General features: G+C 64.5%; 20 protein-coding genes and 1 pseudogene. 16 read left to right on the plus strand and 5 right to left on the minus strand.

Annotation, left to right across the window (positions count from 1 at the left end; translation table 11 throughout):
• Positions 1-450 precede the first annotated feature (450 nt).
• A complete protein-coding gene (locus ACE3OO_RS16515; protein WP_374304703.1) occupies positions 451-1,569 on the plus strand; it encodes a type III PLP-dependent enzyme in 1,119 nt (372 codons plus the stop codon).
• A gap of 362 nt (positions 1,570-1,931) precedes the next feature.
• Positions 1,932-3,515 (plus strand): annotated as a pseudogene (locus ACE3OO_RS16520) (PAS domain-containing sensor histidine kinase); the annotation flags it as partial.
• A 42-nt stretch (positions 3,516-3,557) separates the two neighbouring features.
• Here ACE3OO_RS16520 and ACE3OO_RS16525 read toward each other — a convergent pair.
• The gene (locus ACE3OO_RS16525) at positions 3,558-4,556 is read right to left on the minus strand and encodes an NADPH:quinone oxidoreductase family protein (protein WP_374304537.1); all 999 of its coding nucleotides are present in this window, start codon (positions 4,554-4,556) and stop codon (positions 3,558-3,560) included.
• Positions 4,553-5,722, minus strand: coding sequence for an MFS transporter (locus ACE3OO_RS16530; RefSeq protein WP_374304538.1), 1,170 nt, complete (start codon positions 5,720-5,722; stop codon positions 4,553-4,555). Before ACE3OO_RS16530 ends, ACE3OO_RS16525 begins: the two co-directional genes overlap by 4 nt.
• A 138-nt stretch (positions 5,723-5,860) precedes the next feature.
• On the opposite strand from ACE3OO_RS16530, the gene mtnA reads away from it, so the two are divergent.
• The 6 genes from mtnA to ACE3OO_RS16560 all read left to right on the plus strand — a co-directional run bounded on the left by mtnA (position 5,861) and on the right by ACE3OO_RS16560 (position 12,984).
• Entirely contained in the window at positions 5,861-6,955 is a 1,095-nt protein-coding gene (gene mtnA / locus ACE3OO_RS16535) for an S-methyl-5-thioribose-1-phosphate isomerase (RefSeq protein ID WP_374304539.1), read from the plus strand.
• Positions 6,956-6,972: 17 nt separating this feature from the next.
• Entirely contained in the window at positions 6,973-9,027 is a 2,055-nt protein-coding gene (locus ACE3OO_RS16540) for a bifunctional aldolase/short-chain dehydrogenase (protein ID WP_374304540.1), read from the plus strand.
• Between the two features lie 9 nt (positions 9,028-9,036).
• A complete protein-coding gene (locus ACE3OO_RS16545; RefSeq protein ID WP_374304541.1) occupies positions 9,037-9,603 on the plus strand; it encodes a septation protein A in 567 nt (188 codons plus the stop codon).
• Positions 9,604-9,796: 193 nt separating this feature from the next.
• Positions 9,797-11,074: a phosphopyruvate hydratase gene (gene eno / locus ACE3OO_RS16550; RefSeq protein WP_374304542.1), complete on the plus strand. Its 1,278-nt coding sequence runs from the start codon at positions 9,797-9,799 to the stop codon at positions 11,072-11,074.
• On the plus strand, positions 11,074-11,427 hold the full coding sequence (locus ACE3OO_RS16555) for a hypothetical protein (protein ID WP_374304543.1): 354 nt from the start codon (positions 11,074-11,076) through the stop codon (positions 11,425-11,427). Before eno ends, ACE3OO_RS16555 begins: the two co-directional genes overlap by 1 nt.
• Positions 11,428-11,625: 198 nt before the next feature.
• Complete coding sequence (locus tag ACE3OO_RS16560) at positions 11,626-12,984, plus strand: adenylate/guanylate cyclase domain-containing protein (RefSeq protein WP_374304544.1); 1,359 nt, start codon at positions 11,626-11,628, stop codon at positions 12,982-12,984.
• Here ACE3OO_RS16560 and ACE3OO_RS16565 read toward each other — a convergent pair.
• From ACE3OO_RS16565 to ACE3OO_RS16575, 3 genes are read right to left on the minus strand one after another with little or no spacing between them, the layout of a single operon-like run.
• Positions 12,978-13,403 carry a DUF350 domain-containing protein gene (locus tag ACE3OO_RS16565; protein WP_374304545.1) on the minus strand — a complete coding sequence of 142 codons (426 nt, stop codon included), beginning with the start codon at positions 13,401-13,403 and terminating at the stop codon, positions 12,978-12,980. The genes ACE3OO_RS16560 and ACE3OO_RS16565 overlap by 7 nt on opposite strands.
• A 37-nt stretch (positions 13,404-13,440) precedes the next feature.
• Positions 13,441-14,571 (minus strand): glutathionylspermidine synthase family protein, encoded by a 1,131-nt coding sequence (locus ACE3OO_RS16570; protein ID WP_374304546.1) that lies wholly within the window; start codon positions 14,569-14,571, stop codon positions 13,441-13,443.
• A gap of 17 nt (positions 14,572-14,588) precedes the next feature.
• Positions 14,589-15,194, minus strand: a complete 606-nt coding sequence (locus ACE3OO_RS16575; RefSeq protein WP_374304547.1) for a DUF1190 domain-containing protein — start codon at positions 15,192-15,194, stop codon at positions 14,589-14,591.
• 156 nt (positions 15,195-15,350) lie between these two features.
• On the opposite strand from ACE3OO_RS16575, the gene ACE3OO_RS16580 reads away from it, so the two are divergent.
• From ACE3OO_RS16580 to ACE3OO_RS16615, 8 genes are all read left to right on the plus strand, one after another.
• Positions 15,351-15,662 (plus strand): septum formation initiator family protein, encoded by a 312-nt coding sequence (locus ACE3OO_RS16580; RefSeq protein ID WP_374304548.1) that lies wholly within the window; start codon positions 15,351-15,353, stop codon positions 15,660-15,662.
• Positions 15,663-15,814: 152 nt separating this feature from the next.
• Entirely contained in the window at positions 15,815-16,831 is a 1,017-nt protein-coding gene (gene pdhA / locus ACE3OO_RS16585; protein WP_374304549.1) for a pyruvate dehydrogenase (acetyl-transferring) E1 component subunit alpha, read from the plus strand.
• A gap of 21 nt (positions 16,832-16,852) precedes the next feature.
• A complete protein-coding gene (locus ACE3OO_RS16590) occupies positions 16,853-18,211 on the plus strand; it encodes a pyruvate dehydrogenase complex E1 component subunit beta (RefSeq protein WP_374304550.1) in 1,359 nt (452 codons plus the stop codon).
• A gap of 14 nt (positions 18,212-18,225) precedes the next feature.
• On the plus strand, positions 18,226-19,509 hold the full coding sequence (locus tag ACE3OO_RS16595) for a pyruvate dehydrogenase complex dihydrolipoamide acetyltransferase (RefSeq protein WP_374304551.1): 1,284 nt from the start codon (positions 18,226-18,228) through the stop codon (positions 19,507-19,509).
• Positions 19,510-19,519: 10 nt separating this feature from the next.
• Positions 19,520-20,224, plus strand: coding sequence for an SDR family oxidoreductase (locus ACE3OO_RS16600; protein ID WP_374304552.1), 705 nt, complete (start codon positions 19,520-19,522; stop codon positions 20,222-20,224).
• A 25-nt stretch (positions 20,225-20,249) separates the two neighbouring features.
• Positions 20,250-21,656 carry a dihydrolipoyl dehydrogenase gene (lpdA, locus tag ACE3OO_RS16605; protein WP_374304553.1) on the plus strand — a complete coding sequence of 469 codons (1,407 nt, stop codon included), beginning with the start codon at positions 20,250-20,252 and terminating at the stop codon, positions 21,654-21,656.
• A gap of 97 nt (positions 21,657-21,753) precedes the next feature.
• Positions 21,754-22,710 carry a lipoyl synthase gene (lipA, locus tag ACE3OO_RS16610; RefSeq protein ID WP_374304554.1) on the plus strand — a complete coding sequence of 319 codons (957 nt, stop codon included), beginning with the start codon at positions 21,754-21,756 and terminating at the stop codon, positions 22,708-22,710.
• 7 nt (positions 22,711-22,717) lie between these two features.
• On the plus strand, positions 22,718-23,194 hold the full coding sequence (locus tag ACE3OO_RS16615; RefSeq protein WP_374304555.1) for a type II toxin-antitoxin system RatA family toxin: 477 nt from the start codon (positions 22,718-22,720) through the stop codon (positions 23,192-23,194).
• Positions 23,195-23,253 lie beyond the last annotated feature (59 nt).

Consider the following 23,253-nt stretch of genomic DNA (forward strand, 5'->3'; position numbering starts at 1 on the left):
AGGCCCGCAGCAGACATGGCGCAGAGGAAGGTTATTGTTTTTTTATCACACTGCCGCTCGCCGCCGATCTGGGGCCGCGCCGAAGTCTGAGTGAGGAAAAGCCGCATTTCATGCGGCTTTTTTGTTTGTCGCTGCGACGCTGCGCGCGCGTGGCGGAGCGGCCGCCCGCCGGCGCCGCGGAAAAAATTTTGGCCGGCCCGCGATTTCCTATTGCAATGGGGGGGGGATGTTGTAAATAGCGCTTCAACGACGCACCCGCACGTGCCGATGGCCCCTGGCAGGTTATGCAACGACGAACGCGTCCTTTTTGGTCGCACAGCGTGAGCTGTGCCGGTTCAAAGCCGGTCCGAGAGGGAGGTTTCGATGCTTGCAGCCGCTGGCCGCACCAACACCCGTCTGCGACGTTCTTCGTCCAAGTCGCGTATTGAGCCGGGTCAACTCACCCCGAAGATGCAGAAGTTCCTCGCCGAGGCGAAGGACTCCGAGCCGTTCCTGGTGGTCGACGTCGATATCGTCGAACACAACTACCGCGAACTGCGCCGCCTGCTGCCGCTGGCCAAGGTCTACTACGCCATCAAGGCGAACCCGGCCCCGGAAATCCTGCGCCGCCTGCGCTCGCTCGGCTCCTGCTTCGACACGGCCTCGGCCAACGAAATCCAGCAGTGCCTGAACCAGGGCGTCTCGCCGGACCGCATTTCCTTCGGCAACACCATCAAGAAGAAGCGCGACATCGCCTGGGCCTTTGAGCAGGGCGTGCGCCTCTATGCCTTCGACTCGCTGTGCGAGCTGGAGAAGCTGGCCGAGGCCGCGCCCGGTTCGCAGGTCTTCTGCCGCGTGCTGATGCAGTGCGAGGGCGCCGAATGGCCGCTGTCGCGCAAGTTCGGCTGCGCGCCGGAGATGGCCGCCGACCTGCTGGTGAAGGCCCGCGAACTGGGGCTCGACCCCTACGGCATCTCGTTCCATGTCGGCTCGCAGCAGACCGACCTGTCCCAGTGGGACAAGGCGGTGGCCCAGGTCGCCCAGATGTTCACCGTGCTGCAGCAGGCCGATGTCGATCTGCGCATGATCAACCTAGGCGGCGGCTTCCCGGCGCGCTATCGCTCCGACATCCCGATGCTGGAAGCCTATGCCCAGGCCGTCAGCCAGGCGATGACCAAGCATTTCGGCAACAACCTGCCGGAAATGATCATCGAGCCGGGCCGCAGCCTGGTGGGCGATGCCGGCGTGATCCAGGCCGAGGTCGTGCTGATCTCGCGGAAGGATTACGAAGAGGACCGCCGCTGGGTTTACCTGGATATCGGCAAGTTCTCGGGTCTGGCCGAAACCATGGACGAGGCGATCAAGTACCGCATCGTGACCCCGCGCGACGGCGGCCCGACCGGGCCGGTGTCGCTGGCCGGTCCGAGCTGCGACAGCGCCGATATCCTGTACGAGAAGAACGCCTACGAGATGCCGCTGGCTCTCGAGGTGGGCGACAAGATCCAGATCCTGTCCACCGGCGCCTACACGACGACCTATTCGTCGGTCGGCTTCAACGGCTTTCCGCCGCTGAAGAGCTACTGCATTTGACGTAGCAAATCCGACGGTTCCGGTGGGAGCAAAAAGCCGGCCGCGCAAGCGGCCGGCTTTTTTATGGTCATTGCTACCTCTGTGCGCATCAGCCGCGGGCTTCGGCCAACCCGTATTTGCCTTAATCCATTGTCTAAACGCGGAAAGCCCGATTTCCAGTTGCGGCGGACGGCGGCCTGTGTGACAAATTTGCGCCCGGAAAACGCGTAAAACGATAAGAATTGGCTTAAACAGTCGGGAGGTTGCGGGAGGAGGCGGTTGCAGGACCGTCCTGGCCCCACCTTGAACGATTGTTCCGAACAGGCGCTCCAGACAGGGATGGCCGCGCGGCTGCGCTTTACGTGACCGGCAAGGGGGGTGAGGTGAGCGAACCGCCTTTTGGCGAGGACCGATTTCTGTCTTCTCTCGCGCGTCATCGCGAGGCGGCCGACGAGTCTCCGGCGGCCCCGGAAACGCCCAGCGAAGACTCTTTGCTGTATGCGGCCCTCGACACGATGGGCGAGGGTCTGGCGGTCTGGGATGCCGGCCCGAACCTGATCCATTTCAACCGCCGCCTGGCCGAGTTGTTCGGACTGCCCGACGATGCGCTCTGGCGCGGCCTGCCGGCCCGGGATTTCCTTGGGCTTCTGGTGTCGCGCGGCGCACTCACCATCCGCGCCGAAGAGGCGACGGCCTGGATCAATGCCTATATCGACGCCTCGACCAAGGCCGACCGCAAGCAGGAAGTCCGGCTCACCGACGGCACCTGGCTGAATTTCGATTGGCGCCGTCTGTCGCCAAATGTGAATGGGGGCGGAGGGTATGTCTCGGTCTTCACCGACATCACCCTGCGCAAGCGCGCCCAGATCCGCCTGCGGCAGGCCGAGGCGAAATACCGCCAGATCTTCGACAATGTGCATGAAGGCATCATCCAGGTGACGCCGGAGGGGCGTGTGCTGGCGGTCAACCGGGCCGGCGCGGCGATTTTCGGTTTCCATTCGCCGGAAGAGATGCTGGCCACGGTGACGCGCGCCGGCGAGCAGCTCTATGTGAACCCCGAACGCCGCCGCGAGATGATGCGCCATCTGGAGCGCTACGGCCTGGTTCGCGATTTCCGGTCCGAGATGCGCCGCCGTGACGGCAGCACGATCTGGGTTGCCAAGACGCTGCGGCGCGTGGCCGACGACCAGGGCAGCGTCGTCATGATCGAAGGCATGTTCCGCGATGTCAGCACGCAGCGTCGCGCCGAGTTGCAGTTGCTGCAGGCCAAGGAGCAGGCCGAGGCCGCAAACCGCGCGAAATCCGACTTCCTGGCCAATATGAGCCATGAACTGCGCACGCCGCTGAACGCCATCCTGGGCTTCAGCCAGGTGCTGCTGGACGAGATGATGGGGCCGCTGGGCAATGCCAAGTATCGCGAATATTGTCGCGATATCGTGCAGAGCGGCGAGCATTTGCTGGCCCTGATCGGCGATATCCTCGACATGGCGAAGGTCGAATCCGGCAAGATGGCGCTGGACGAGGAATGGCTGGATCTGAACGAAAGCCTTGAGGCCGCTTTGCTGCTGGTGCGCGAGCGAGCCCTGGGAGGGCAGATCGCATTGCGCAAGACGCTGCCCGATCCGGCCCCGGCCGTATGGGGCGATACGCGCCGCCTGCGCCAGATCTGGATCAACCTGCTCAGCAACGCAGTCAAATTCACGCCGCAGGGCGGCAGCGTGGACGTACGTTGCGAGATTCTGGCCGATGGCCGGCTGGAAATCTCGGTCGCCGATACCGGGATCGGCATCGCCGACGAAGACATCGAACGCGTGCAGCAGCCCTTCAGCCAGGTTGCCAATGCCCTGTCGCGCAGCCATGAGGGAACCGGGCTTGGGTTGTCGCTGTCGCGCAACCTGATCGCGCTGCATGGCGGCGAGCTGCATCTGGAGAGCCGTTTGGGCGAGGGCACCACCGTAACGGTGACATTGCCGGCGGAACGCTGCCGGCCCGGCCCTCTGGGGGGGATGCTAGCCGACGCGCAGAACGATTTTACCGATGGCCTGTCGTTCGGCCATGCGGCGCAGCGCGGCCCCAGCCTGATCAAGCTGGTAGACAGCGCCGAGCCGAGGCCGCCCCTGGCTGCCGACTGATGGGCCGCCGATTGATGGGCTGCTGATTAGCCACTCCCGCAGCGCTTTTTCCTGTTCGGCTCCGGCGGCCGGATCGCGGCGGCCCTGTTCGCCGGCCCGCACGCCGATCAGCTCGGCCTCGCGCAGCAGCAGGCGGTTGGCGGGTGGCGACGGGGCTGCGCCGCCGGCAAACCCGACCACCAACCACCGCCCGCCGGGCGCCAATGCGCGAAAGGCCGTCTCGAACAATGCGCCGCCGACCGGATCGAACACGACATCGGCGCGCACATCCTGCCACCAGTCCGGCTGGGCCGGATCGAGGCTCAGCCCTGCGCCGGCCGATTGCGCTATCGCGCGCTTCTCAGCCGACGAGGCCACCGCGATGACGCGGGCACCGAGCGAGGCGCCAAGGGAAACGGCCGCCAGCCCGGTTCCACCGCCGGCCCCCAGCACCAGCAGGGTTTCACCCGGCTGTAGCCGACCGCGATACACCAGCGCGGTCCAGGCCGTGACGGCGCCGACCGGGAAGGCTGCCGCTTCCTCGAAGCTCCAGTCCTCCGGTTTGCGCAGCAGGGTTGCCGCTTTCACGACCGCTTCCTCGGCATAGGCGCCGCCGCGCAGCCGCAGGATCACCGCATCGCCGGGTTTGTAGCCGGACACGTCTGCCGCCGTTTCGACGATCTCGCCGGCAGCCTCCAGCCCCGGCACGAAGGGCAGGGGCGGCTTGTGCTGATATTCGCCTGCCACCTGCAGCAGGTCGGGGAAATTGACGCCCGCGGCCCGGATGGCCACGCGCACCTCGCCCGGTTGCAGTCCACGGCGTGCCAGTTGCGCTCCCTCCAGCACTTCCGGCGGCCCCAGCCGGCGACAGACCATGGCGCGGTAGGTTTCCGTCATGGTGTGGCTTTCGGGTGGATCGCGCGCCAGCCGAACAGCAAGGTCAGCGCCAGCAACGCCCCGCCGATCCAGTAGGGGATGTTGATTCCGATATTGAACAGCCAGCCGCCCCAGAGCGGACCCACAGCACGGCCCAGCGCGGCGAGGGATTCCATGGTGCCAAGGGCGATGCCCTGCTGGTGGTCCCCGGCGGCGCGCGAGGCCAGGCTGTTGATGGTCGGGCCGATCATGGCAACGCCGGATGCCGTGAGCAGGATCGACACTCCCATCATCGGCGTCGAGGTGATCCAGTGCGCCATCGCCATGCCGACGGCAAGATTGATCATTCCTGCGGTCAGTAGACGTCGTTCGCCAAACTGCCGGGTCAGCGGACCGATCAGGAAACCCTGCATCGACAGTACAATGGTGCCAATGAAGGTGAAGGCGATGCCAACCTCGTAGGCGTGCCAGTCCAGTCGCGCGGCCGAGAAAAGCGGGAACAGGACTTCGATCTGGGAAAAGACGAAGTTGATGCAGCAGTTGATGGCGATAAAGGCGAGCACCGCCGGGGCCAGTTGCGACAGCGGCGCCAGGGGATTCCGCCACAGCCGCAGTCCGGTCAGGGTATGGGGCGCATCCCGTCGGGTTTCGCGCACGGCGACCAGGGCCAGCAGCAGCGCCAGGCTTGACGTGCCAGCGGCGACGAAAGCGGGAAGGGAATAATTCGGCCGCAGAGGGTCCGGCCCGATCAGCAACCCGCCGAGCAATGGTCCAAGGATCATGCCGATGCCAAAGGCGCCGCCGATCAGCCCCATGCCTCGGGCGCGCTGTTCGGGTGGGGTGCTGTCGGCGATGATGGCGCGCGCGACGCCGATCTTGCCGCTGCCGATGCCGGCGACGATGCGGGCGAGGAAAATGGCCAGCAGGCTGTCGGCGAAGGCCAGCCCGACATAGCCAATCACCGTCAGCGACATGCAGCCCAGGAAAACCGGACGGCGGCCGATCCGGTCCGACAGGCCGCCGAGGGGCGTTGCCGAAAGGAACTGGGCAATGGAAAACATGGCCGCCAGCAGCGCCACCGTGAACGGCGAGGCACCAAAATGGACGGCATAAAACGGCAGCAGCGGCAGGATCAGGCCGAAGCCGATCAGGTCGATCACGACGGTCAGCAGCAGAACCGGCAACATGGCTGATCTCTTGGGGGGAAACCTGTGTGACAACGCGGTTTTGGCCGGTATCCGGCATTGCCCCAGGGGGCCGGGTCCGCTACTTTCCGCGCGGTTTTTGGCCGCGCGATTTTCGGGCCGCTATTCCAAGGGCGAGACATGAAGGTTAAGGGCGTAGCCTACCGCACGATCTGGGTCAACGACGACGGCTGGTCGGTCGGGATCATCGACCAGACCCGGCTGCCGCATGCCTTCGTCACCACCAGCCTGAAAACCTGGGAAGAGGCCGCTCATGCCATCAAGGCGATGATCGTGCGCGGCGCGCCGCTGATCGGGGCGACCGGCGCCTATGGTCTGGCGCTGGCGATGCGCAGTGATCCGTCGGATGCCATGCTGGACAAGGCGTATCACGTGATCAACGAGACGCGCCCCACGGCGATCAACCTGAAATGGGCGCTGGATCGTGTGCGCAACGCGCTGCATAACCTGCCCATCGAGCAGCGCGCGGCGGCGGCCTATAAAGTGGCGGCCGACATCTGCGACGACGACGTCGCCACCTGCTCGGCCATCGGCGACCACGGCCTGAAGATCATCGAAGACCTGTACGAGAAGGCGGGTCGCAAACGCACAATCAACATCCTCACCCATTGCAATGCCGGCTGGCTGGCGACGGTGGACTGGGGCACGGCGATCGCGCCGATCTACAAGGCGCATGACAAGGGCATTCCGGTGCATGTCTGGGTGGACGAGACCCGGCCGCGCAACCAGGGCGCATCCTTGACCGCCTGGGAACTGAACAGCCATGGCGTGCCGCACACCGTGATCGTCGACAATGCCGGCGGCCACCTGATGCAGCATGGCAGCGTCGACATGTGCATCGTCGGCACCGACCGCACCACACGCGACGGCGATGTGTGCAACAAGATCGGCACCTATCTCAAGGCGCTGGCCGCGATGGACAACAATGTACCGTTCTATGTCGCGCTGCCACATTCCACCATCGACTGGACCATCCGCGACGGCGTGAAGGAAATCCCCATCGAGGAACGCGCGCAGGAAGAAGTCACCGTGATGAGCGGTCGCACGGCGGCGGGCGAGGTCATTCCCGTGACCATCACGCCCGAAGGCACCAGGGCCGCCAATTTCGGCTTCGATGTCACGCCCGCGCGTCTCGTCTCCGGCCTGATCACCGAACGTGGCGTCTGCGCCGCTTCCGAGGCCGGCCTCACCAAGCTCTATCCCGAATTCGCGTAAACGTTAGGAACCGTCCCATGAAGAACCTTTGGTCCGACCGCGACGCCAAGGCCGCCATCGCCCATTACGCCAAGCAGGGTGTGAACGAGGATCTGGCCCTGCGCACCTACACTACACGCCTGCTGGGCGGCGTGCCCGATCTGGTGCAGCATGGCGGCGGCAATACCTCGGTGAAGACCTCGATGCCCGATCCGCTGGGCAAGCCGGTGGATGTGCTGTGCGTGAAGGGGTCGGGCTGGGACATGGCGGTGATCGAGCCGCCGGGCCTGCCGGCGGTGAAGCTGAAGCCGCTGCAGGACCTGATCGCGCTGAAAAACCTCACCGACGAGGACATGGTCAACATCCAGCGCTGCAACCTGCTGGACAGCACCTCGCCGAACCCGTCGGTGGAGACACTGTTCCATGCTTTCCTGCCGCACAAGTTCATCGACCACACCCATGCCAGTGCGGTGCTGGCGATCACCGACCAGCCGGATGGCGCCGAGATCTGCAAGAAGCTCTACGGCAACCGCGTGGCGTTGGTGGATTACGAGATGCCGGGCTTCGGCCTGGCCAAGAAGGCGGCCGCAGCCTACAAGGCCAATCCGCAGGCCCAGGGCCTGATCCTGCTCAAGCATGGCATCTTCACCTTCGCCGAGACGGCGAAGGAAGCCTATGACCTGATGATCGAGTTCGTCTCCAGGGCCGAGCGTCATCTCGCCAAGGGCAAGAAGACGGTGTTCGTGCCGGGCAAGGCGCTGCCGAAGAAGGTGGCTGCGGCGGAAGACGTGCTGCCGATCCTGCGCGGCCTGCTCAGCCTGCCTGCTGACGATGATGGCGCCTATACGCGTTGGGTCTTCAACCTGCGCGACAGCGACGAGATCCAGGCCTTCGCGCGCGGCAAGGATGTGATGCGCTACAGCCAGGCCGGCACGGTGACGCCCGACCACGTGATCCGCACCAAACCTTGGCCGCTAGTGCTGCCGGCGCCGGAAGCCGGCAAGCTCGATGCCTTCAATGCCGCCGCGGAGAAGGCGGTGGATGGCTATATCAAAAAGTACAAGGCCTATTTCGAGCGCCACAATGCCAAGGCGCAGCCGAAGAAGATCATGCTCGATCCGATGCCGCGCGCCCTGCTGATCCCGGGCCTTGGCCTGGTTGGCATCGGCAAGACACGCAAGGAGGCGGTGATCGCCGGCGACGTGGCCGAGATGGCCGTGAGCATCATCACGAAAGCCGAGGCCATCGGCCGCTTCACCAGCATCAAGGAGCGCGACATCTTCGACGTCGAATACTGGTCGCTGGAACAGGCCAAGCTGGGTAAGGGCGGCGAGAAGCCGCTGTCGCGCCAGGTTGTCGTCATCACCGGCGGCGCCGGTGCCATCGGTGCCGCAACGGCGAAGGCTTTTGCCGCCGAGGGCGCGGAAGTGGCGGTGTTCGATCTGGACGGCGCCAAGGCATCTGAAGTGGCGAAGAAACTGGGCGGCATCGGCATCGCCTGCGACGTGACGAAACCCGAAGCGGTGAAGGCGGCCTTCGCAAAGGTCGTGCAGCATTTCGGCGGCGTCGATATCGCGGTGTCGAATGCCGGCAATGCCTGGGGGGGCAGGATCGGCGAGGTTTCCGACGAGCTGCTGCGCAAGTCGTTCGAGCTGAACTTCTTCAGCCATCAATATGTGGCGCAGGCAGCGACGAGGATCATGCTGGCGCAGAAGACCGGCGGCTGCCTGCTGTTCAACGCTTCCAAGCAGGCGGTCAATCCAGGCCCCGATTTCGGCCCGTATGGGCTCCCGAAGGCGGCGACGCTGTTCCTGTCGCGCCAGTATGCGCTGGATTACGGCGACCAGGGCATCCGCTCTTCCGCCGTGAATGCCGATCGCATCCGCTCGGGGCTTCTCACCGACGAGATGGTCGCCAAACGCTCGAAGGCGCGCGGCGTGTCGGAGAAGGACTACATGGCCGGCAACCTGCTGAAACGCGAGGTGAAGGCCGCCGACGTGGCCCAGGCCTTCGTGCAGCTTGCCGTGGCGGCCAAGACCACGGCCGCCGTGGCGACCGTGGACGGCGGCAATATCGCGGCGGCCCTGCGTTAGGGACGGTTCATGCACCGCGCCGCGCCGCGCTGGCTCAAACCCGCCACCGAATACGGGCCGCTGGCGCTGTTCTTCATCGTCTACAGCGCCGAAGGCCTGCTGCCGGCGACGGCGGTGCTGCTGGCGGCGACCGCTCTGGGTTTGCTGCTGTCGCTGTTTTTCCTGCGCCGCGTGCCGATGATGCCGCTGTTTGCCGCCGGGATGGTTGGCATCTTCGGCGGCCTGACCCTGTGGCTGCAGGACGAGACCTTCATCAAGGTGAAGCCCACCATCATCAATGCCATCTTCGCCGCCATCCTGCTTGGCGGCCATGCCGTCCGCCGGTATCCGCTGCAGCTGGTGCTCGGCACGTCGCTGCAGATGACCGAAACCGGCTGGCGCAGGCTGACCCTGCGGCTCGGCCTGTTCTTCGCCGTGCTGGCCGGCCTGAACGAACTGGTCTGGCGCACCCAGAGCACGGACTTCTGGGTCGCCTTCAAGGTCTTCGGCCTGATCGGGCTGACGGTGGCCTTCATGATGGCGCAGACACCGCTGATCCTGCGTCACCGGCCCGGGGAGAACTCGCGGGAGAACTGAGGCGCGCGGGAACGGCCCCTTCCGGCGGTATGGCCGGGCCTGGACCGGCCGTTTCAAGGGGGAGGGCCAAAGGGCCGGTTTTCCCGGGCTTTGCCATCGTATGGCCATGGTTCGGGCCTTGCCCGAACCGCCCCGCCGGGCTATCCCTTCGGCCACCTTTTTCCTGCTTTCCAGCCTCAAGAGGACCTTCGGCATGAGCGGCATCACCGACATCGTTGGACGCGAAATTCTCGACTCCCGCGGCAACCCGACCGTCGAGGTCGACGTGATCCTGGAAAGCGGCGCCTTTGGCCGCGCCGCCGTGCCGTCGGGCGCCTCGACCGGTGCCCATGAAGCCGTGGAACTGCGCGACGGCGACAAGGGCCGTTATCTGGGCAAGGGCGTGCTGAAGGCGGTGGAAGCCGTCAACACCGAGATCTATGACGCCATCGCCGGCTTCGAGGCCAGCGAGCAACTCAAGATCGACCGCACCATGATCGCGCTGGACGGCACGCCCAACAAGTCGCGCCTGGGCGCGAACGCGATCCTCGGCGTCTCGATGGCCGTGGCCAAGGCGGCGGCGCAGGAAGCCGACCTGCCGCTGTATCGGTATGTCGGCGGCGCGGCCGCCCATGTGCTGCCGGTGCCGATGATGAACATCATCAATGGCGGCGCCCATGCCGACAATCCGATCGACGTGCAGGAATTCATGATCATGCCGGTGGCGGCCCAGACCGTGGCCGATGCCGTGCGCATGGGTGCCGAGGTGTTCCACACCCTGAAGAAGAAGCTGAAGGATGCCGGCCACAATACCAATGTGGGCGACGAGGGCGGCTTCGCCCCGAACCTGCCCAGCACCCGGGGCGCGCTGGATTTCATCATGCAGGCCATCGAGGCGGCGGGCTACAAGGCCGGCGTTGATGTGATGATCGCACTGGATGCCGCCAGCACCGAATTCTTCAAGGACGGCAAGTACCACCTGGACGGCGAGAACCTGAAGCTCGATCCGGCCGGCATGGTGAAATACTGGGAGAAGCTGGTGGGCGATTATCCGATCGTCTCCATCGAGGACGGCATGGCCGAGGATGACTGGGCCGGCTGGAAACAGCTGACCGACGCCATCGGCGCGAAATGCCAGCTCGTCGGCGACGACCTGTTCGTCACCAATCCCAAGCGCCTGGCCGACGGCATCGCCAAGGGCGTGGGCAATGCCATCCTGGTGAAGGTGAACCAGATTGGCACTCTGACCGAGACACTGGAAGCGGTGGAACTGGCGCACAAGAACGGCTATCGCGCCGTGATGTCGCACCGTTCGGGCGAAACCGAAGACAACACCATCGCCGACCTGGCGGTGGCGACCAATTGCGGTCAGATCAAGACCGGCTCGCTGGCGCGGTCCGACCGCATGGCCAAGTACAACCAGCTGATCCGCATCGAGGAGCAGCTTGACGTGGCAGCCAGGTACCCCGGCCTGGCGGCGCTGAAGCGCTGATGTGGCGCGTCGCATTCATTGCCATGGCGGCGGCGCTGGTTTCCGGCGCCGCCATGGTCCAGGTCGCCATGGCCCAGTCTGCCCTGCCGGTGCAGGGGAAATGGGCCGTGAGCCAGGAACGCTGCGCGACCGAGAGCATTGAATTTGCCGCCGATGGCAAGTTCGTCTCGACGCTGGATGCCGCCGAGCCGCGCCAGGGGACTTACAAGACCGGTCGCGACCGCATCATCCTGCTGGACGAAGCCGAACCCGACCGCGAGCTGGCATTGATCATTCTCGACCTGACAGCGACGCGCCTGGTGGCCTTCGATGAAACCATCGAAGCCGATCGCCGCCTGGTGAAATGCCGGTAACACCGGCTGTTCTCCGACCGGCTTCCGCCAGATATGCGGCCGGCGTCACAGCCTGGTCTCACACCACCGCTATGATTGGCGTCGCACAGCGCTAGAATGTCGCCGGATCGTGATCCGGATCGGCGGGAGGCGCGGCATGGGCGGAGAATGGAACCTGACGACGCCAGTCGACTGCACGGGCGATCGCGCGGGGCTGTCATGATGTTCTGGCCCCGACGCCAGCCCCGCACTTCTCTGGGTATCCGGCTTGGCCGCGCCATCACCGACGAGGAGCAGCGTGGCCTTGTCTTCGCTTTCCGGGCCCGCGTCATCGCGGTCATCGCGGTGATGCTCTGGCTGGTGCTGCTGATCGAGCCGCAGCGCCAACTGTATTATCTCTCAGTCAGTTTCGCCTTGCTGCTGCTCGGGGTGATCCCGCATCTCCTGCGGCACCATCGCCACGCGGTTCTGGTCCGGTTCGCCTTCGTGCTGCTGGATGCCATCCTGATCACGGCGGTGATCATTCTGACGCCGCCCGGCGAGATCGATTCCGGGTTCCCGATCCAGATGCGGGTGCGTGGTCCGGAATTCCTCTATCTCATGCTGCTGATCGTTGGCGCGGCGCTGTCTTATTCACCGCTACAGGTGATCTGGACCGGCTTCTGCGTTGTGATGGCCTGGGGCATCGGTGTTCTGCTGGTGCAGATGCGTGCCGATACCCTGCAATATGATCCGGCCGCCGAGAATTCGCCGGAAGCCATACTCCGGCTCGTCACCGATCCTCATTTCGTCGGTTTCTTCAATTTGATGAACCAGGTGGTGCTGGCCGTCATCGCTACCGCGATTCTGGCTGCCGCCGTGTGGCGCTCGCGCCGCATGCTTCTGCGTCAGACCCGAGCCGAAATCGCCCGTGCCGACCTCGCTCGTTACGTCTCGCCCGATGTTGCCGATGCCATCATCGAGTCCGATCAGGCCTTCGGCGCGCCAACCACGCGCGAGGTCACGGTCTTGTTCGCCGATATCGTCGGCTTCACCGCGCTATCGGAACGATTGCCGCCAGACCGGGTGGTGCGGCTGCTGAAAAGTTTCCATGAGCGCGGCAGCCGTGTGGTGTTCCGCCATGGCGGAACGCTCGACAAGTATATGGGCGACGGGTTTCTCGCCACCTTTGGGGCGATCTCCGATGTTCCTGATGCCGCCGCCCGGGCCGTGCGCTGCGCGCTCGACCTGCAAGATGAAATCGAACGCTGGAATGCCAAGCGGGCCGCGCGCGGCGCCGAGACGATCCGGCTATCGACCGGCGTGCATTGCGGGCCGGTCGTGGTGGGCAATATCGGCAGCGACCGGCGGCTGGAATTCTCGGTCGTTGGCGATGCCGTGAACATCGCCAGCCGCCTGGAAACCCTGACTCGCCAGCTTGGGTGCCGCATTGCAGTGTCGGCGCATTGCCTGGAGACGGCGCGGCGGCATGCCGCCGATCTGCCAGAATTCGCCTCGGCGGGTGATGTGCGTCTCGATGGCCGGGAGCAGAGCGTGGCCGTCTGGGTGTGGCCCGTGGCCTTGCCAGATACTCAGTAAGTCATACTCGCCGCATTCAGCAGGCCCACCGTCAGCGACAATGCGGCGACGGCGATGGCGGCGGCGGTTTCGCCACGGCTGATGCGCTGTGGCAGGCCGGAGAACAGGAAGCGGGCGGCGACGAAGGTGAGCGCCTGCACGATCAGTGCGACGGCACCCCAGACCAGCATGTCGATCAGGCTCTGCGAGTTCATGATCGCACTGCCCAGCGGCATGGCGAAGCCGAGCATGGCGCCACCCAGCGAGATCGCGGCGGCCTGGTTGCCGTCCTTGATCAGGCGCCATTCGCGCTGCGGCGTCAGACGGGTATAGATCGCCAGGAACAGCATCAGCATGATCAGCGCGCAGACGAAATACAGCGCAAAATCCGGAAGCGTGACAAGGTAGCGGCTGAAATTCGGCGGCGTGGTACTGATCATCGGTATCCCCAGAATCCTTTTGTGTTGTTGTGTCGTCTTATTCGAACAGGTGCGGCACGAAGCGGCTGGTGTTGCGTGTGATCGGGCTGCGGTCCTCGCGGATGCCAAGGCCGCAGGCACGGGATGCCACCACCCACACACCCAGCACCGGATAGAAGCCGTCGAAGCACGGCATGTCGATGGCCTGCTGATAAATCCGCAGTTCGGGCGCGGGGTCGCCCTGTACCGGCACGCTGTCCAGCGTCGCGCCGGTCTCCGACAGGCGGCTGATGCCGGCGCCCTCGCGGCCCCAGAAGGGCTTGGCCATGCATGGCCCCCTGATGGCGGCGCGGTCGAAGCTGGCGGGCAGCAGGTTTTCGTGATCGGGCCATGCCTGCCATAGAAGCGGCAGGATCGCCTTGGTGGAGAGCAGCATCTTCCAGGCCGGCTCGATCATGCGGATGCCGGAAGACTGGATATTGGCCGCGAACTCTTCCTGCAACAGCCATTCCCAGGGATAGAGCTTGAACAGCACGGTGATCGGCCTGGCGGCCAGATCGACGAAGCGTTTCCCGTTCCAGCCGATCTCGTCGATGTAGAGGCGGTCGGTATCCAGTCCGGCCTGTATCGCCGTGTCGCGCAGGTATTCGGCGGTGCCGAAATCCTCTTCGTGATCGCGGACGCAGGTGAAATGCACGCGGTGGCCCCAGAGGCCAAAATGTTTCCACGCCTCGATCAGGGTCTCGTGAATGCCGTTGAACTGGTCGCAGTGATTGCAGAAGCTGTCGAGCCATTCCCATTGCACGACGCTGGCTTCATACAGCGCGGTCGGCGTGTCGGCGTTGTATTCGAGCAGCTTCGGCGCGCCGGTGCCATTCCAGGCCAGATCGAAGCGGCCATAGAGGTTTTTGTCCTGCCGCTGCCAGGATTGCTCGATCAGGGCGATGGCGGTGTCGGTCAGATGGAAGGGGGCGTAGTCGCCGCGCTGGATGATGCCGTCGACCAGTTCGAGGCACATATCCTCCAGCCGCTGTGCGGCATCGTCCAGTTCATCGATTTGTGCCGGGGTGAAACTGTAGGCCGCGTCTTCGCACCAGTAGGGTTCGCCATTGATGGTATGAAAGGCGAACCCGATCTTTTCGGCGCGCTCGCGCCAGTCGGGGCGGGGCTCGACGGCAAGGCGCTCCATGTTGTGCGGCCTTGCTGCTAGCTGGCGGCGGAATAGCTGGTGCCGGTGCGGCCGAAGCCGCCGCGGCTGACGTAACCCGGCGCGGCCTTGGGCGCATCGGGGAAGCGGTTCGCGCTGAGCTGGCCCAGCGGCTTGCTGCCGGTATAGGCGGTGTTGCCCGGGTCGCGATAGAGCGGCTGGGCGGCACCGGGAGCGCTCCACGGGCTGGGGCCGGCCAGACTGCGGCCGATCATGTAGCCCATCAGCATCGGCATGAATACGCCACCCGAGGACTGGGCCTGCTGCTGCGGCTGGGGCGCCGGCTGGCTGGGGTCGCCGGCGGGCTGGGCCGTGGAGAAGGCGTCATTGGCGCTGAGAATCTGCTGCGGCGTGCCGCAATTGCCCAGGCCGAACTGGGTCTCGCATTCCTCCCGGGAGGTGAAGCGCGGGGCGGTCTGCACATGCTGGGCGCGGGCATCGGCCAGGGCGATGCGGCAGCCATCGGGATCGGGACGCGAGGCGCATTCCTTCTGGTCGCGCAGAACGTCGTGGCCGGCCAGCGGGTCGCTGTCGTCACAGCCGGCAAGGCCAACCAGGCCGACAGTTCCAAGAAGGGCTAGGCGGATGACACGGGATTTACGCATGCGGTGAAGATAATGGCCGCTTCCCGGCAAGGAAAGGGCAGTTGCGACCGGGACGCCGAAATTTCATCTAATTATTTGACTCTCTGGCAAGAATCGCCGGCGCGACTCGGAAACGCGTTGACCCCGCGACTCGGATGTGATTCGATTCGAATCACCATGAGCGCCCTGCATGAAATCCGCCGTCACTCCCTGGCCGCCGTCATTCCGGTGATCTGTTTTGCCGCTATTGGCTATTTCGCCTACCACGCCATGGAAGGCGAGCATGGCATCAATGCCTATACCCGGCTGACCCTCCAGATCCGGGATACCCAGGCCGCTCTGGCCGAGGTGACCGCCGAGCGGCGCACCCTGGAGCGCCGCGTCGGCCTGCTGCGGGCCGACCGGCTGGATACCGACATGCTGGACGAGCAGGGCCGGCGGGTGCTGGGCCTAGTCAAACCTGGCGATCTGGTAATTCTCGGCCGCTGAATGCCGGCCTCCGGGCAATGGAATTACCTGAATTAACCGAAATCAGGTTAATTATAGAAAAATCCTTGTTTTAACTAAAGTTAGTGGCCATCTTCCGGTCCCATTGATGGTATTGATCAAGCAATGCCGTAAGGGAAGTCGGGAGGAAAACCATGGCGAAACCGGGCAAGGCGGCTGAGTCCGCTGCGGGTAAAAAGGCGAAATTGCCGCCCGCCGACGAGATGCTCCGCTATTACCGCGACATGCTGCTGATCCGCCGTTTCGAGGAAAAGGCTGGCCAGCTTTACGGCATGGGCCTGATCGGCGGCTTCTGCCACCTCTATATCGGGCAGGAAGCGGTGGTGGTCGGCCTGCAGGCCTGCGCCAAGCTGGGCGACGCCGTCATCACGTCCTACCGCGATCACGGCCACATGCTGGCAACCGGCATGGATGCCGGTGGCGTGATGGCCGAACTGACCGGCCGCATCGGCGGCTATTCCAAGGGCAAGGGCGGCTCGATGCACATGTTCAGCCGCGAGAAGCATTTCTACGGCGGCCACGGCATCGTCGGCGCCCAGGTGCCGCTGGGCACCGGCCTGGCCTTCGCCCAGAAGTACAACAAAACCGACAACGTCACCTTCTGCTATTTCGGCGACGGCTCGGCCAACCAGGGCCAGGTTTATGAAAGTTTCAATATGGCCGAGCTGTGGAAGCTGCCGGTCATCTATGTGATCGAGAACAACCAGTATGCCATGGGCACCGCCATCACGCGGTCCTCGGCGCAGCCGGCGCTTTATAAGCGCGGCGAAAGCTTCGGCCTGCCGGGTCGCCAGGTCGACGGCATGAATGTGCTGGCCGTGAAGGAGGCCGGCGAGGAGGCCGTGGCCTGGTGCCGCGCCGGCAAGGGGCCGATCATTCTTGAAATGATGACCTATCGCTATCGCGGCCATTCGATGTCGGACCCGGCGAAGTACCGCAGCAAGGAAGAAGTGAACAAGATGCGCGCCGAGCATGATCCGATCGATCAGGTGCGCAGCATGCTGCTGGGCAACAATCTGGCCGATGAAGATGCGCTGAAGGCCATCGACAAGGAAGTGAAGGACATCGTGCAGAAGGCGGCCGATTTCGCCCAGGAAAGCCCGGAGCCCGATCCGTCGGAACTCTGGACCGATGTGTATGTGGAAGCCTGAGCGGGCCGGGAGGATTTGAAGATGTCCATCGAGATTCTGATGCCCGCCCTCTCGCCCACCATGACCGAAGGCAAGCTGGCCAAGTGGTTTGTGCGCGAAGGCGATACGGTGAAGGCCGGCGACATCATGGCCGAGATCGAGACCGACAAGGCCACGATGGAATTCGAGGCCGTCGACGAGGGTGTGATCGAAAAGATCCTGGTGCCCGAAGGCACCGAGGGTGTTGCCGTGAACACGCCGATTGCCAAACTGCGTGGCGAGGGTGACGCTAAAAGCGCCGCGCCGGCCACGCCGAAAGCCGAAGCCAAGACGCCGGCTGTGCCTGTCGCACCAGTCGCTGCGGCAGCTCCGGCTGTGGTCAAGGATCTGGCCGATCCCGATATCCCGGCCGGCACCGAATTCATCACCATGACGGTGCGCGAGGCGATCCGCGAGGGCATGTCGGAAGAGATGCGCCGCGATCCGCGCGTGTTCCTGATGGGCGAGGAAGTGGCGCAGTATCAGGGCGCCTACAAGATCAGCCAGGGCATGCTGGACGAATTCGGCCCCGAGCGCGTGATCGACACACCGATCACCGAGCAGGGTTTTGCCGGCCTGGGCGTCGGCGCCGCCTTCGGCGGCCTGCGGCCCATCGTCGAGTTCATGACCTTCAATTTCTCGATGCAGGCCATCGACCAGATCGTCAACTCGGCGGCCAAGACATTATATATGTCCGGCGGCCAGATGGGCTGCCCCATCGTGTTCCGCGGCCCGAACGGCGCCGCCGCCCGCGTCGCCGCGCAGCATTCCCAGTGTTATGCCGCTTGGTATTCGCATATCCCGGGCCTGAAAGTCGTGGCGCCGTATTCGGCGGCCGACTTCAAGGGTCTGATCAAGGCCGCCATCCGCGACCCCAACCCGGTTGTGTTCCTGGAAAACGAAATCCTCTACGGCCGTTCCTTCGACGTGCCGAAGCTGGACGATTATGTCGTTCCCATCGGCAAGGCGCGCATCGCCCGCGAGGGCAAGGACGTGACGCTGGTTGGCTATTCGATTGCCGTGGGCCATGCCCTGGCGGCAGCCGAGAAGCTGGCCGCCGAAGGCATCGAGGCCGAGGTGATCGATTTGCGCACCATCCGCCCGATGGACAAGGATGCCATCGTGAAGTCGGTGCAGAAGACCAACCGCCTGGTCACGGTGGAAGAGGGCTTCCCGCAATCGGGCGTCGGCGCGGAAATTTCGGCCGCCATCATGGAGGCGGCCTTCGACTATCTCGACGCGCCGGTGACCCGCGTGACGGGCAAGGATGTGCCGATGCCCTATGCCGCCAACCTGGAAAAGCTGGCGCTGGTGACGGTGGACGAGATCGTGCAGGCGGCCAAGACCGTCTGTTACCGCTGAACGGGAGGCGCATCATGCCGATACAGATCCTGATGCCCGCCCTGTCGCCGACCATGACCGAGGGCAAGCTGGGCAAGTGGCTGGTCAAGGAAGGCGACATGGTCAAGGCCGGCGACATCATGGCCGAGATCGAGACCGACAAGGCCACGATGGAATTCGAGGCCGTGGATGAAGGCCGGATCGGCAAGATTCTGGTGCCCGAAGGCACCGAGGGCGTCGCCGTCAACACGCCGATTGCCGTGCTGCTGGAAGAGGGCGAAAGCGCCGGCGATGTGAAGGCTGCCCCGGCGCCTCAGCCTGCCGCCAAGCCGGCTGCGGTTGTGCCTGCCGCACCTGCGGCAGTGGCCGCGCCGGCCCCGGCTGCTGTCCCGGCCGCTGTTCCGTCTGCACCGGTCAAAACCGGCGAGCGCGTTTTCGCCTCGCCGCTGGCGCGCCGCATCGCTGTGCAGAATAACATCGACCTGAAGGCCGTGACTGGCAGCGGGCCGCATGGCCGCATCGTGAAGGCTGATGTGGAGAAGGCGCCGAAAGGCGTTGCCGCTCCCACCGCGAAGGCTGCGGTTGCCGCGCCGGTCGCCGCCGGCCCGGGTGCGCGGCAGCTCGCCGACCTGCTCAAGATGCCCTATCGCGTCGAGCCGCTGTCGGGCATGCGCAAGACCATCGCGCGCCGCCTCACCGAGTCCAAGCAGACGGTGCCGCATTTCTATCTCACCATTGATTGCGAGATCGACGAGCTGCTGGCCCTGCGCAAACGCCTGAACGCCAAATCGGAAGCCAAGGTCAGCGTCAACGATTTCCTGATCCGCGCCGCCGCCCTGGCCCTGAAGAAGGTGCCCGAGGCCAATGCCAGCTATGACGAGAGCGGCATGCTGTATTACGAGCATGCCGATATCTCGGTGGCGGTGGCCACGCCGAACGGCCTGATCACGCCCATCGTCAAGCAGGCCGAACAGAAGGGCCTGACCCAGATCGCCACCGAGATGAAGGATCTCGCGGCGCGTGCCCGCGACGGCAAGCTCAAACCTGACGAATACCAGGGCGGCACCTTCTCGATATCCAATCTCGGCATGTTCGGGATCAAGCAGTTCGAGGCGGTGATCAATCCGCCGCAGGGCTGCATCCTGGCTGTCGGCATGGGCGAGGAACGTGCCATCGTGCGCAAGGGCCAGATCGTGCCCGCCACCATCATGACGGTGACGCTGTCGGTCGATCACCGCGCGGTTGACGGCGCGGTGGGCGCGCAGTTCCTGCAGGCCTTCAAAGGTTATGTCGACGACCCGCTGACCATGCTGCTGTGAGGCCCTGACGATGGTTGAGAAAGTTGCCATCGTCACCGGCGCCGGCAAGGGCATGGGCGCGGCGGTGCTGAAGAAGCTGGCTTCTGACGGTTATCGCGTTGCCGCCATGTCGCCGTCCGGCGCGGCCAAGACGCTGGCAGAATCGCTCGGCGGCGTCGGCGTGGCCGGTTCGAATGCCAGGGTCGAGGATATCAAGGCGCTGGTTGACCTGACGCTGGATAAATACGGCCGCATCGACGCGGTGGTGAACAACACCGGGCATCCGCCCAAGGGCACGCTGCTGGAACTGGACGATGCCGCCTGGCTCACAGGCTTCGAGCTGGTTCATCTGGCCGTGGTGCGCATGGTGCGGCTGGTGACGCCGGTGATGCTGCAGCAAAAGTCGGGCGGTGCCTTCGTCAATCTGCTGACCTATGCCACCTTCGAGCCGGAAGCCGATTTCCCGATTTCCGGTCCGGTGCGGGCGGCCGTGGCGAGTTTCGCCAAGGTCTATGCCGACCAGTATGCGGCGCAGGGCATTCGCATGAACAACGTGCTGCCCGGTTTCATCGACAGCCTGCCGGCGAAGGAACAGCGCGTGGCGCGCATTCCGATGAAGCGTTACGGCACCACGCGCGAAATCGCCGATGCCGTTGCCTTCCTGCTGTCGGAGCAGGCCAGTTACATCACTGGCCAGAGCCTGCGCGTGGATGGCGGCATCACCCGATCTGTTTAAGAATTGGCCGTTTGAGGAGACCATCATGTCTGACACCAGCTTCGATGTGATCGTGGTCGGCAGCGGCCCGGGCGGCTACACCACGGCGATCCGCGCCAGCCAGCTCGGGATGAAGACGGCGATCATCGAGCGTGAACATCTGGGCGGCATCTGCCTGAACTGGGGCTGCATCCCCACCAAGGCGTTGCTGCGCTCGGCGGAAATCTACTCACATATCAAGCATGCCGAAGCCTTCGGGTTCACCGTGGAAGGCAAGGTGACGATCAATGCCGCCAAGGTGGTGGAGCGGTCGCGCAAGGTGGCGGCGCAGCTTTCCGGCGGCGTGAAGCACCTGATGAAGAAGAACAAGGTCACCGTGTTCGACGGCCATGGCACCCTGAATGGCCCCGGGAAGGTGAAGGTGACCAAGGACGGCAAGCCCGTCGCCGACCTGACCGCCAAGCACATCATCCTCGCCACCGGCGCGCGCGCGCGCGCGCTGCCCGGTCTGGAACCCGATGGCAAGCTGGTCTGGACCTACAAGGAAGCGATGGTGCCGCCCGCTTTGCCAAAATCCCTTCTCGTGATCGGCTCGGGGGCTATCGGCATCGAATTCGCCAGCTTCTACCGCACGCTGGGCGCCGAGGTGACGGTCGTCGAGGTGATGGACCGCGTGCTGCCGGTGGAGGATGAGGAGATTTCCGGCCTCGCCAAAAAAGCCTTCGAGAAACAGGGCATGAAGATTTTCACCGGCACGACGGTCACGGCGCTGAAGAAGGGTACCGACAGCGTGACGGCCACGCTGAAGGACAAGGCTGGCAAGGAAAGCCAGGTCACCGTCGAGCGCGTGATCCTCGCCGTCGGCATCGTCGGCAATGTCGAGAATATCGGCCTGGAGACCACCAAGGTGAAGGTCGAGAAGACCCATGTAGTGATCGACGAATACAGCCGCACGGCGGAACCCGGCATCTATGCCATCGGCGACCTGACCGGTCCGCCCTGGCTGGCGCATAAGGCCGGCCATGAAGGCGTGATCTGCGTCGAGAAGATCGCCGGCGTGAAGGACGTGCATCCGCTGAATGTCAGCAACATCCCGGGCTGCACCTATTGCACGCCGCAGATCGCCAGCGTCGGCCTTACCGAGGCGGCCGCCAAGGCCAAGGGCCATGAGGTGCGGGTGGGGCGGTATCCCTTCCTCGCCAACGGCAAGGCCATCGCACTGGGCGAGCCGGAAGGCCTGGTCAAGACCGTGTTCGACGCCAAGACCGGCGAGCTGCTCGGCGCCCATATGATCGGCGCCGAAGTGACCGAGATGATCCAGGGCTTCGGCATCGCCAAGACGCTGGAGACCACCGAGGCCGAGCTGATGCATGCCATCTTCCCGCATCCGACGCTGTCGGAAATGATGCATGAATCGGTGCTGGACGCGTATGGCAAGGCGCTGAATTACTAGGATTCTCCGCCCCGGGCGGGCAGGTGCCAGAACCGGGGCTTTTCTGTATAATCCGCCGCGCTACCTCGGAATCCGGGGCCAGCAAGAGGATTGCATCGTGGTCGTCAACATCCATCCCGTTCCCGTCCGTCATCCCGAGAAGGCACACAAGCCCGACAAGCCGGTGCTGCGCAAGCCGGACTGGATCCGCGTCAAGGCGCCGACCTCGGAGGAGGCGGCCGAGACGCGCCGGCTGATGCGCGACCTGAAACTGCATACCGTCTGCGAGGAAGCGGCCTGCCCGAACCTGGGCGAATGCTGGAAGCAGAAGCACGCCACCTTCATGATCCTGGGCGCGATCTGCACCCGCGCCTGTTCCTTCTGCAATGTCGCCACCGGCAAGCCGCTGGCGGTGGATGCCGACGAGCCGCAGCATGTGGCCGAGGCGGTGGGCCAGCTTGGCCTGCATCATGTGGTGATCACCTCGGTGGATCGCGACGACCTGGCCGATGGCGGCGCCTCGCAGTTCGTGCGGACGATTGAGGAAATCCGCAAGGCCTCGCCCGGCACCACCATCGAGATCCTGACGCCCGATTTCATCCGCAAGCCCGGCGCCATCGAGGCGGTGGTGGCGGCACGGCCGGATGTGTTCAATCACAATCTGGAAACCGTGCCGCGGCTCTATCCCACGATCCGGCCCGGCGCGCGCTATTTTGGTTCGCTGCAGCTGCTGGCGAAGGTGAAGGAACTCGATCCGGCGATGTTCACCAAATCTGGACTGATGGTCGGCCTGGGCGAGGAGAAGATCGAGATCATGCAGGTGATGGATGACCTGCGCGCCGCCGATGTGGATTTCCTCACCATCGGGCAATACCTGCAGCCGACCCGCAAGCATGCCGAGGTGAAAAGCTTCGTCACGCCGGACGAGTTCGCCTCCTATACGACGATTGCCAATTCCAAGGGCTTCCTGATGGTCTCGGCTTCGCCGCTGACCCGCTCGTCGCATCATGCCGGCGCCGATTTCGCCCGGCTGAAAGCGAACCGCGCCGCAAGGCTGGCACAGGCCGGGGCCTGACCGGGCCGTGCCCACCCACGCCGAAAAGCGCATCCTGCCCTACACGCCGGACCAGCTTTATGCGCTGGTGGCCGGCGTGGAGCATTACCCGAAATTCCTGCCCTGGTGCCTCGGCGCCCGCATCCGCGAACGCAGCGAACGGCTGATGGTGGCCGACCTGATCATCGGTTTCAAAATGTTCCGCGAGCGGTTCACATCGAAAGTGACGCTGAACCCGGAAGCGAAGCGGATCGACGTCGAATACACAGACGGCCCGTTCAAATACCTGAAGAACCACTGGATATTCCTGCCGCATAGCCAAGGCTGCGAGATCGATTTCTATGTCGATTTCGAATTCCGCTCGAAACTGCTGCAAAAGACCATCGAACTGCTGTTCAACGAGGCCGTCAAACGCATGGTCGGCGCCTTCGAGACCCGGGCGCGGCAGCTTTACGGCGAGAATGGATTATCCCTGGCGCCCGGTGCTACGATAACGGCACTCTGAAACGTCCCGGACGTTTTATCCGGGCCCAGAACGGAAAGCCCGCCAGAACGGAGTGTCCG

Source organism: Ferrovibrio sp. (assembly GCF_041906005.1).
Classification (GTDB): Bacteria; Pseudomonadota; Alphaproteobacteria; order Ferrovibrionales; family Ferrovibrionaceae; genus Ferrovibrio.

Bases quoted from the DNA above. Each gene is read 5' to 3' on its own strand.
- ACE3OO_RS16515 (WP_374304703.1), top strand. From the start codon at position 451: ATGCAGAAGTTCCTCGCCGAGGCGAAGGACTCCGAGCCGTTCCTGGTG.
- pdhA (WP_374304549.1), top strand. From the start codon at position 15,815: ATGGCGAAACCGGGCAAGGCGGCTGAGTCCGCTGCGGGTAAAAAGGCG.
- ACE3OO_RS16565 (WP_374304545.1), bottom strand. From the start codon at position 13,403: ATGATCAGTACCACGCCGCCGAATTTCAGCCGCTACCTTGTCACGCTT.
- ACE3OO_RS16575 (WP_374304547.1), bottom strand. From the start codon at position 15,194: ATGCGTAAATCCCGTGTCATCCGCCTAGCCCTTCTTGGAACTGTCGGC.
- ACE3OO_RS16595 (WP_374304551.1), top strand. From the start codon at position 18,226: ATGCCGATACAGATCCTGATGCCCGCCCTGTCGCCGACCATGACCGAG.
- ACE3OO_RS16560 (WP_374304544.1), top strand. From the start codon at position 11,626: ATGATGTTCTGGCCCCGACGCCAGCCCCGCACTTCTCTGGGTATCCGG.
- eno (WP_374304542.1), top strand. From the start codon at position 9,797: ATGAGCGGCATCACCGACATCGTTGGACGCGAAATTCTCGACTCCCGC.
- ACE3OO_RS16530 (WP_374304538.1), bottom strand. From the start codon at position 5,722: ATGTTGCCGGTTCTGCTGCTGACCGTCGTGATCGACCTGATCGGCTTC.
- mtnA (WP_374304539.1), top strand. From the start codon at position 5,861: ATGAAGGTTAAGGGCGTAGCCTACCGCACGATCTGGGTCAACGACGAC.
- ACE3OO_RS16590 (WP_374304550.1), top strand. From the start codon at position 16,853: ATGTCCATCGAGATTCTGATGCCCGCCCTCTCGCCCACCATGACCGAA.
- ACE3OO_RS16600 (WP_374304552.1), top strand. From the start codon at position 19,520: ATGGTTGAGAAAGTTGCCATCGTCACCGGCGCCGGCAAGGGCATGGGC.
- ACE3OO_RS16570 (WP_374304546.1), bottom strand. From the start codon at position 14,571: ATGGAGCGCCTTGCCGTCGAGCCCCGCCCCGACTGGCGCGAGCGCGCC.
- ACE3OO_RS16540 (WP_374304540.1), top strand. From the start codon at position 6,973: ATGAAGAACCTTTGGTCCGACCGCGACGCCAAGGCCGCCATCGCCCAT.
- lpdA (WP_374304553.1), top strand. From the start codon at position 20,250: ATGTCTGACACCAGCTTCGATGTGATCGTGGTCGGCAGCGGCCCGGGC.
- ACE3OO_RS16545 (WP_374304541.1), top strand. From the start codon at position 9,037: ATGCACCGCGCCGCGCCGCGCTGGCTCAAACCCGCCACCGAATACGGG.
- ACE3OO_RS16580 (WP_374304548.1), top strand. From the start codon at position 15,351: ATGAGCGCCCTGCATGAAATCCGCCGTCACTCCCTGGCCGCCGTCATT.
- ACE3OO_RS16555 (WP_374304543.1), top strand. From the start codon at position 11,074: ATGTGGCGCGTCGCATTCATTGCCATGGCGGCGGCGCTGGTTTCCGGC.
- ACE3OO_RS16525 (WP_374304537.1), bottom strand. From the start codon at position 4,556: ATGACGGAAACCTACCGCGCCATGGTCTGTCGCCGGCTGGGGCCGCCG.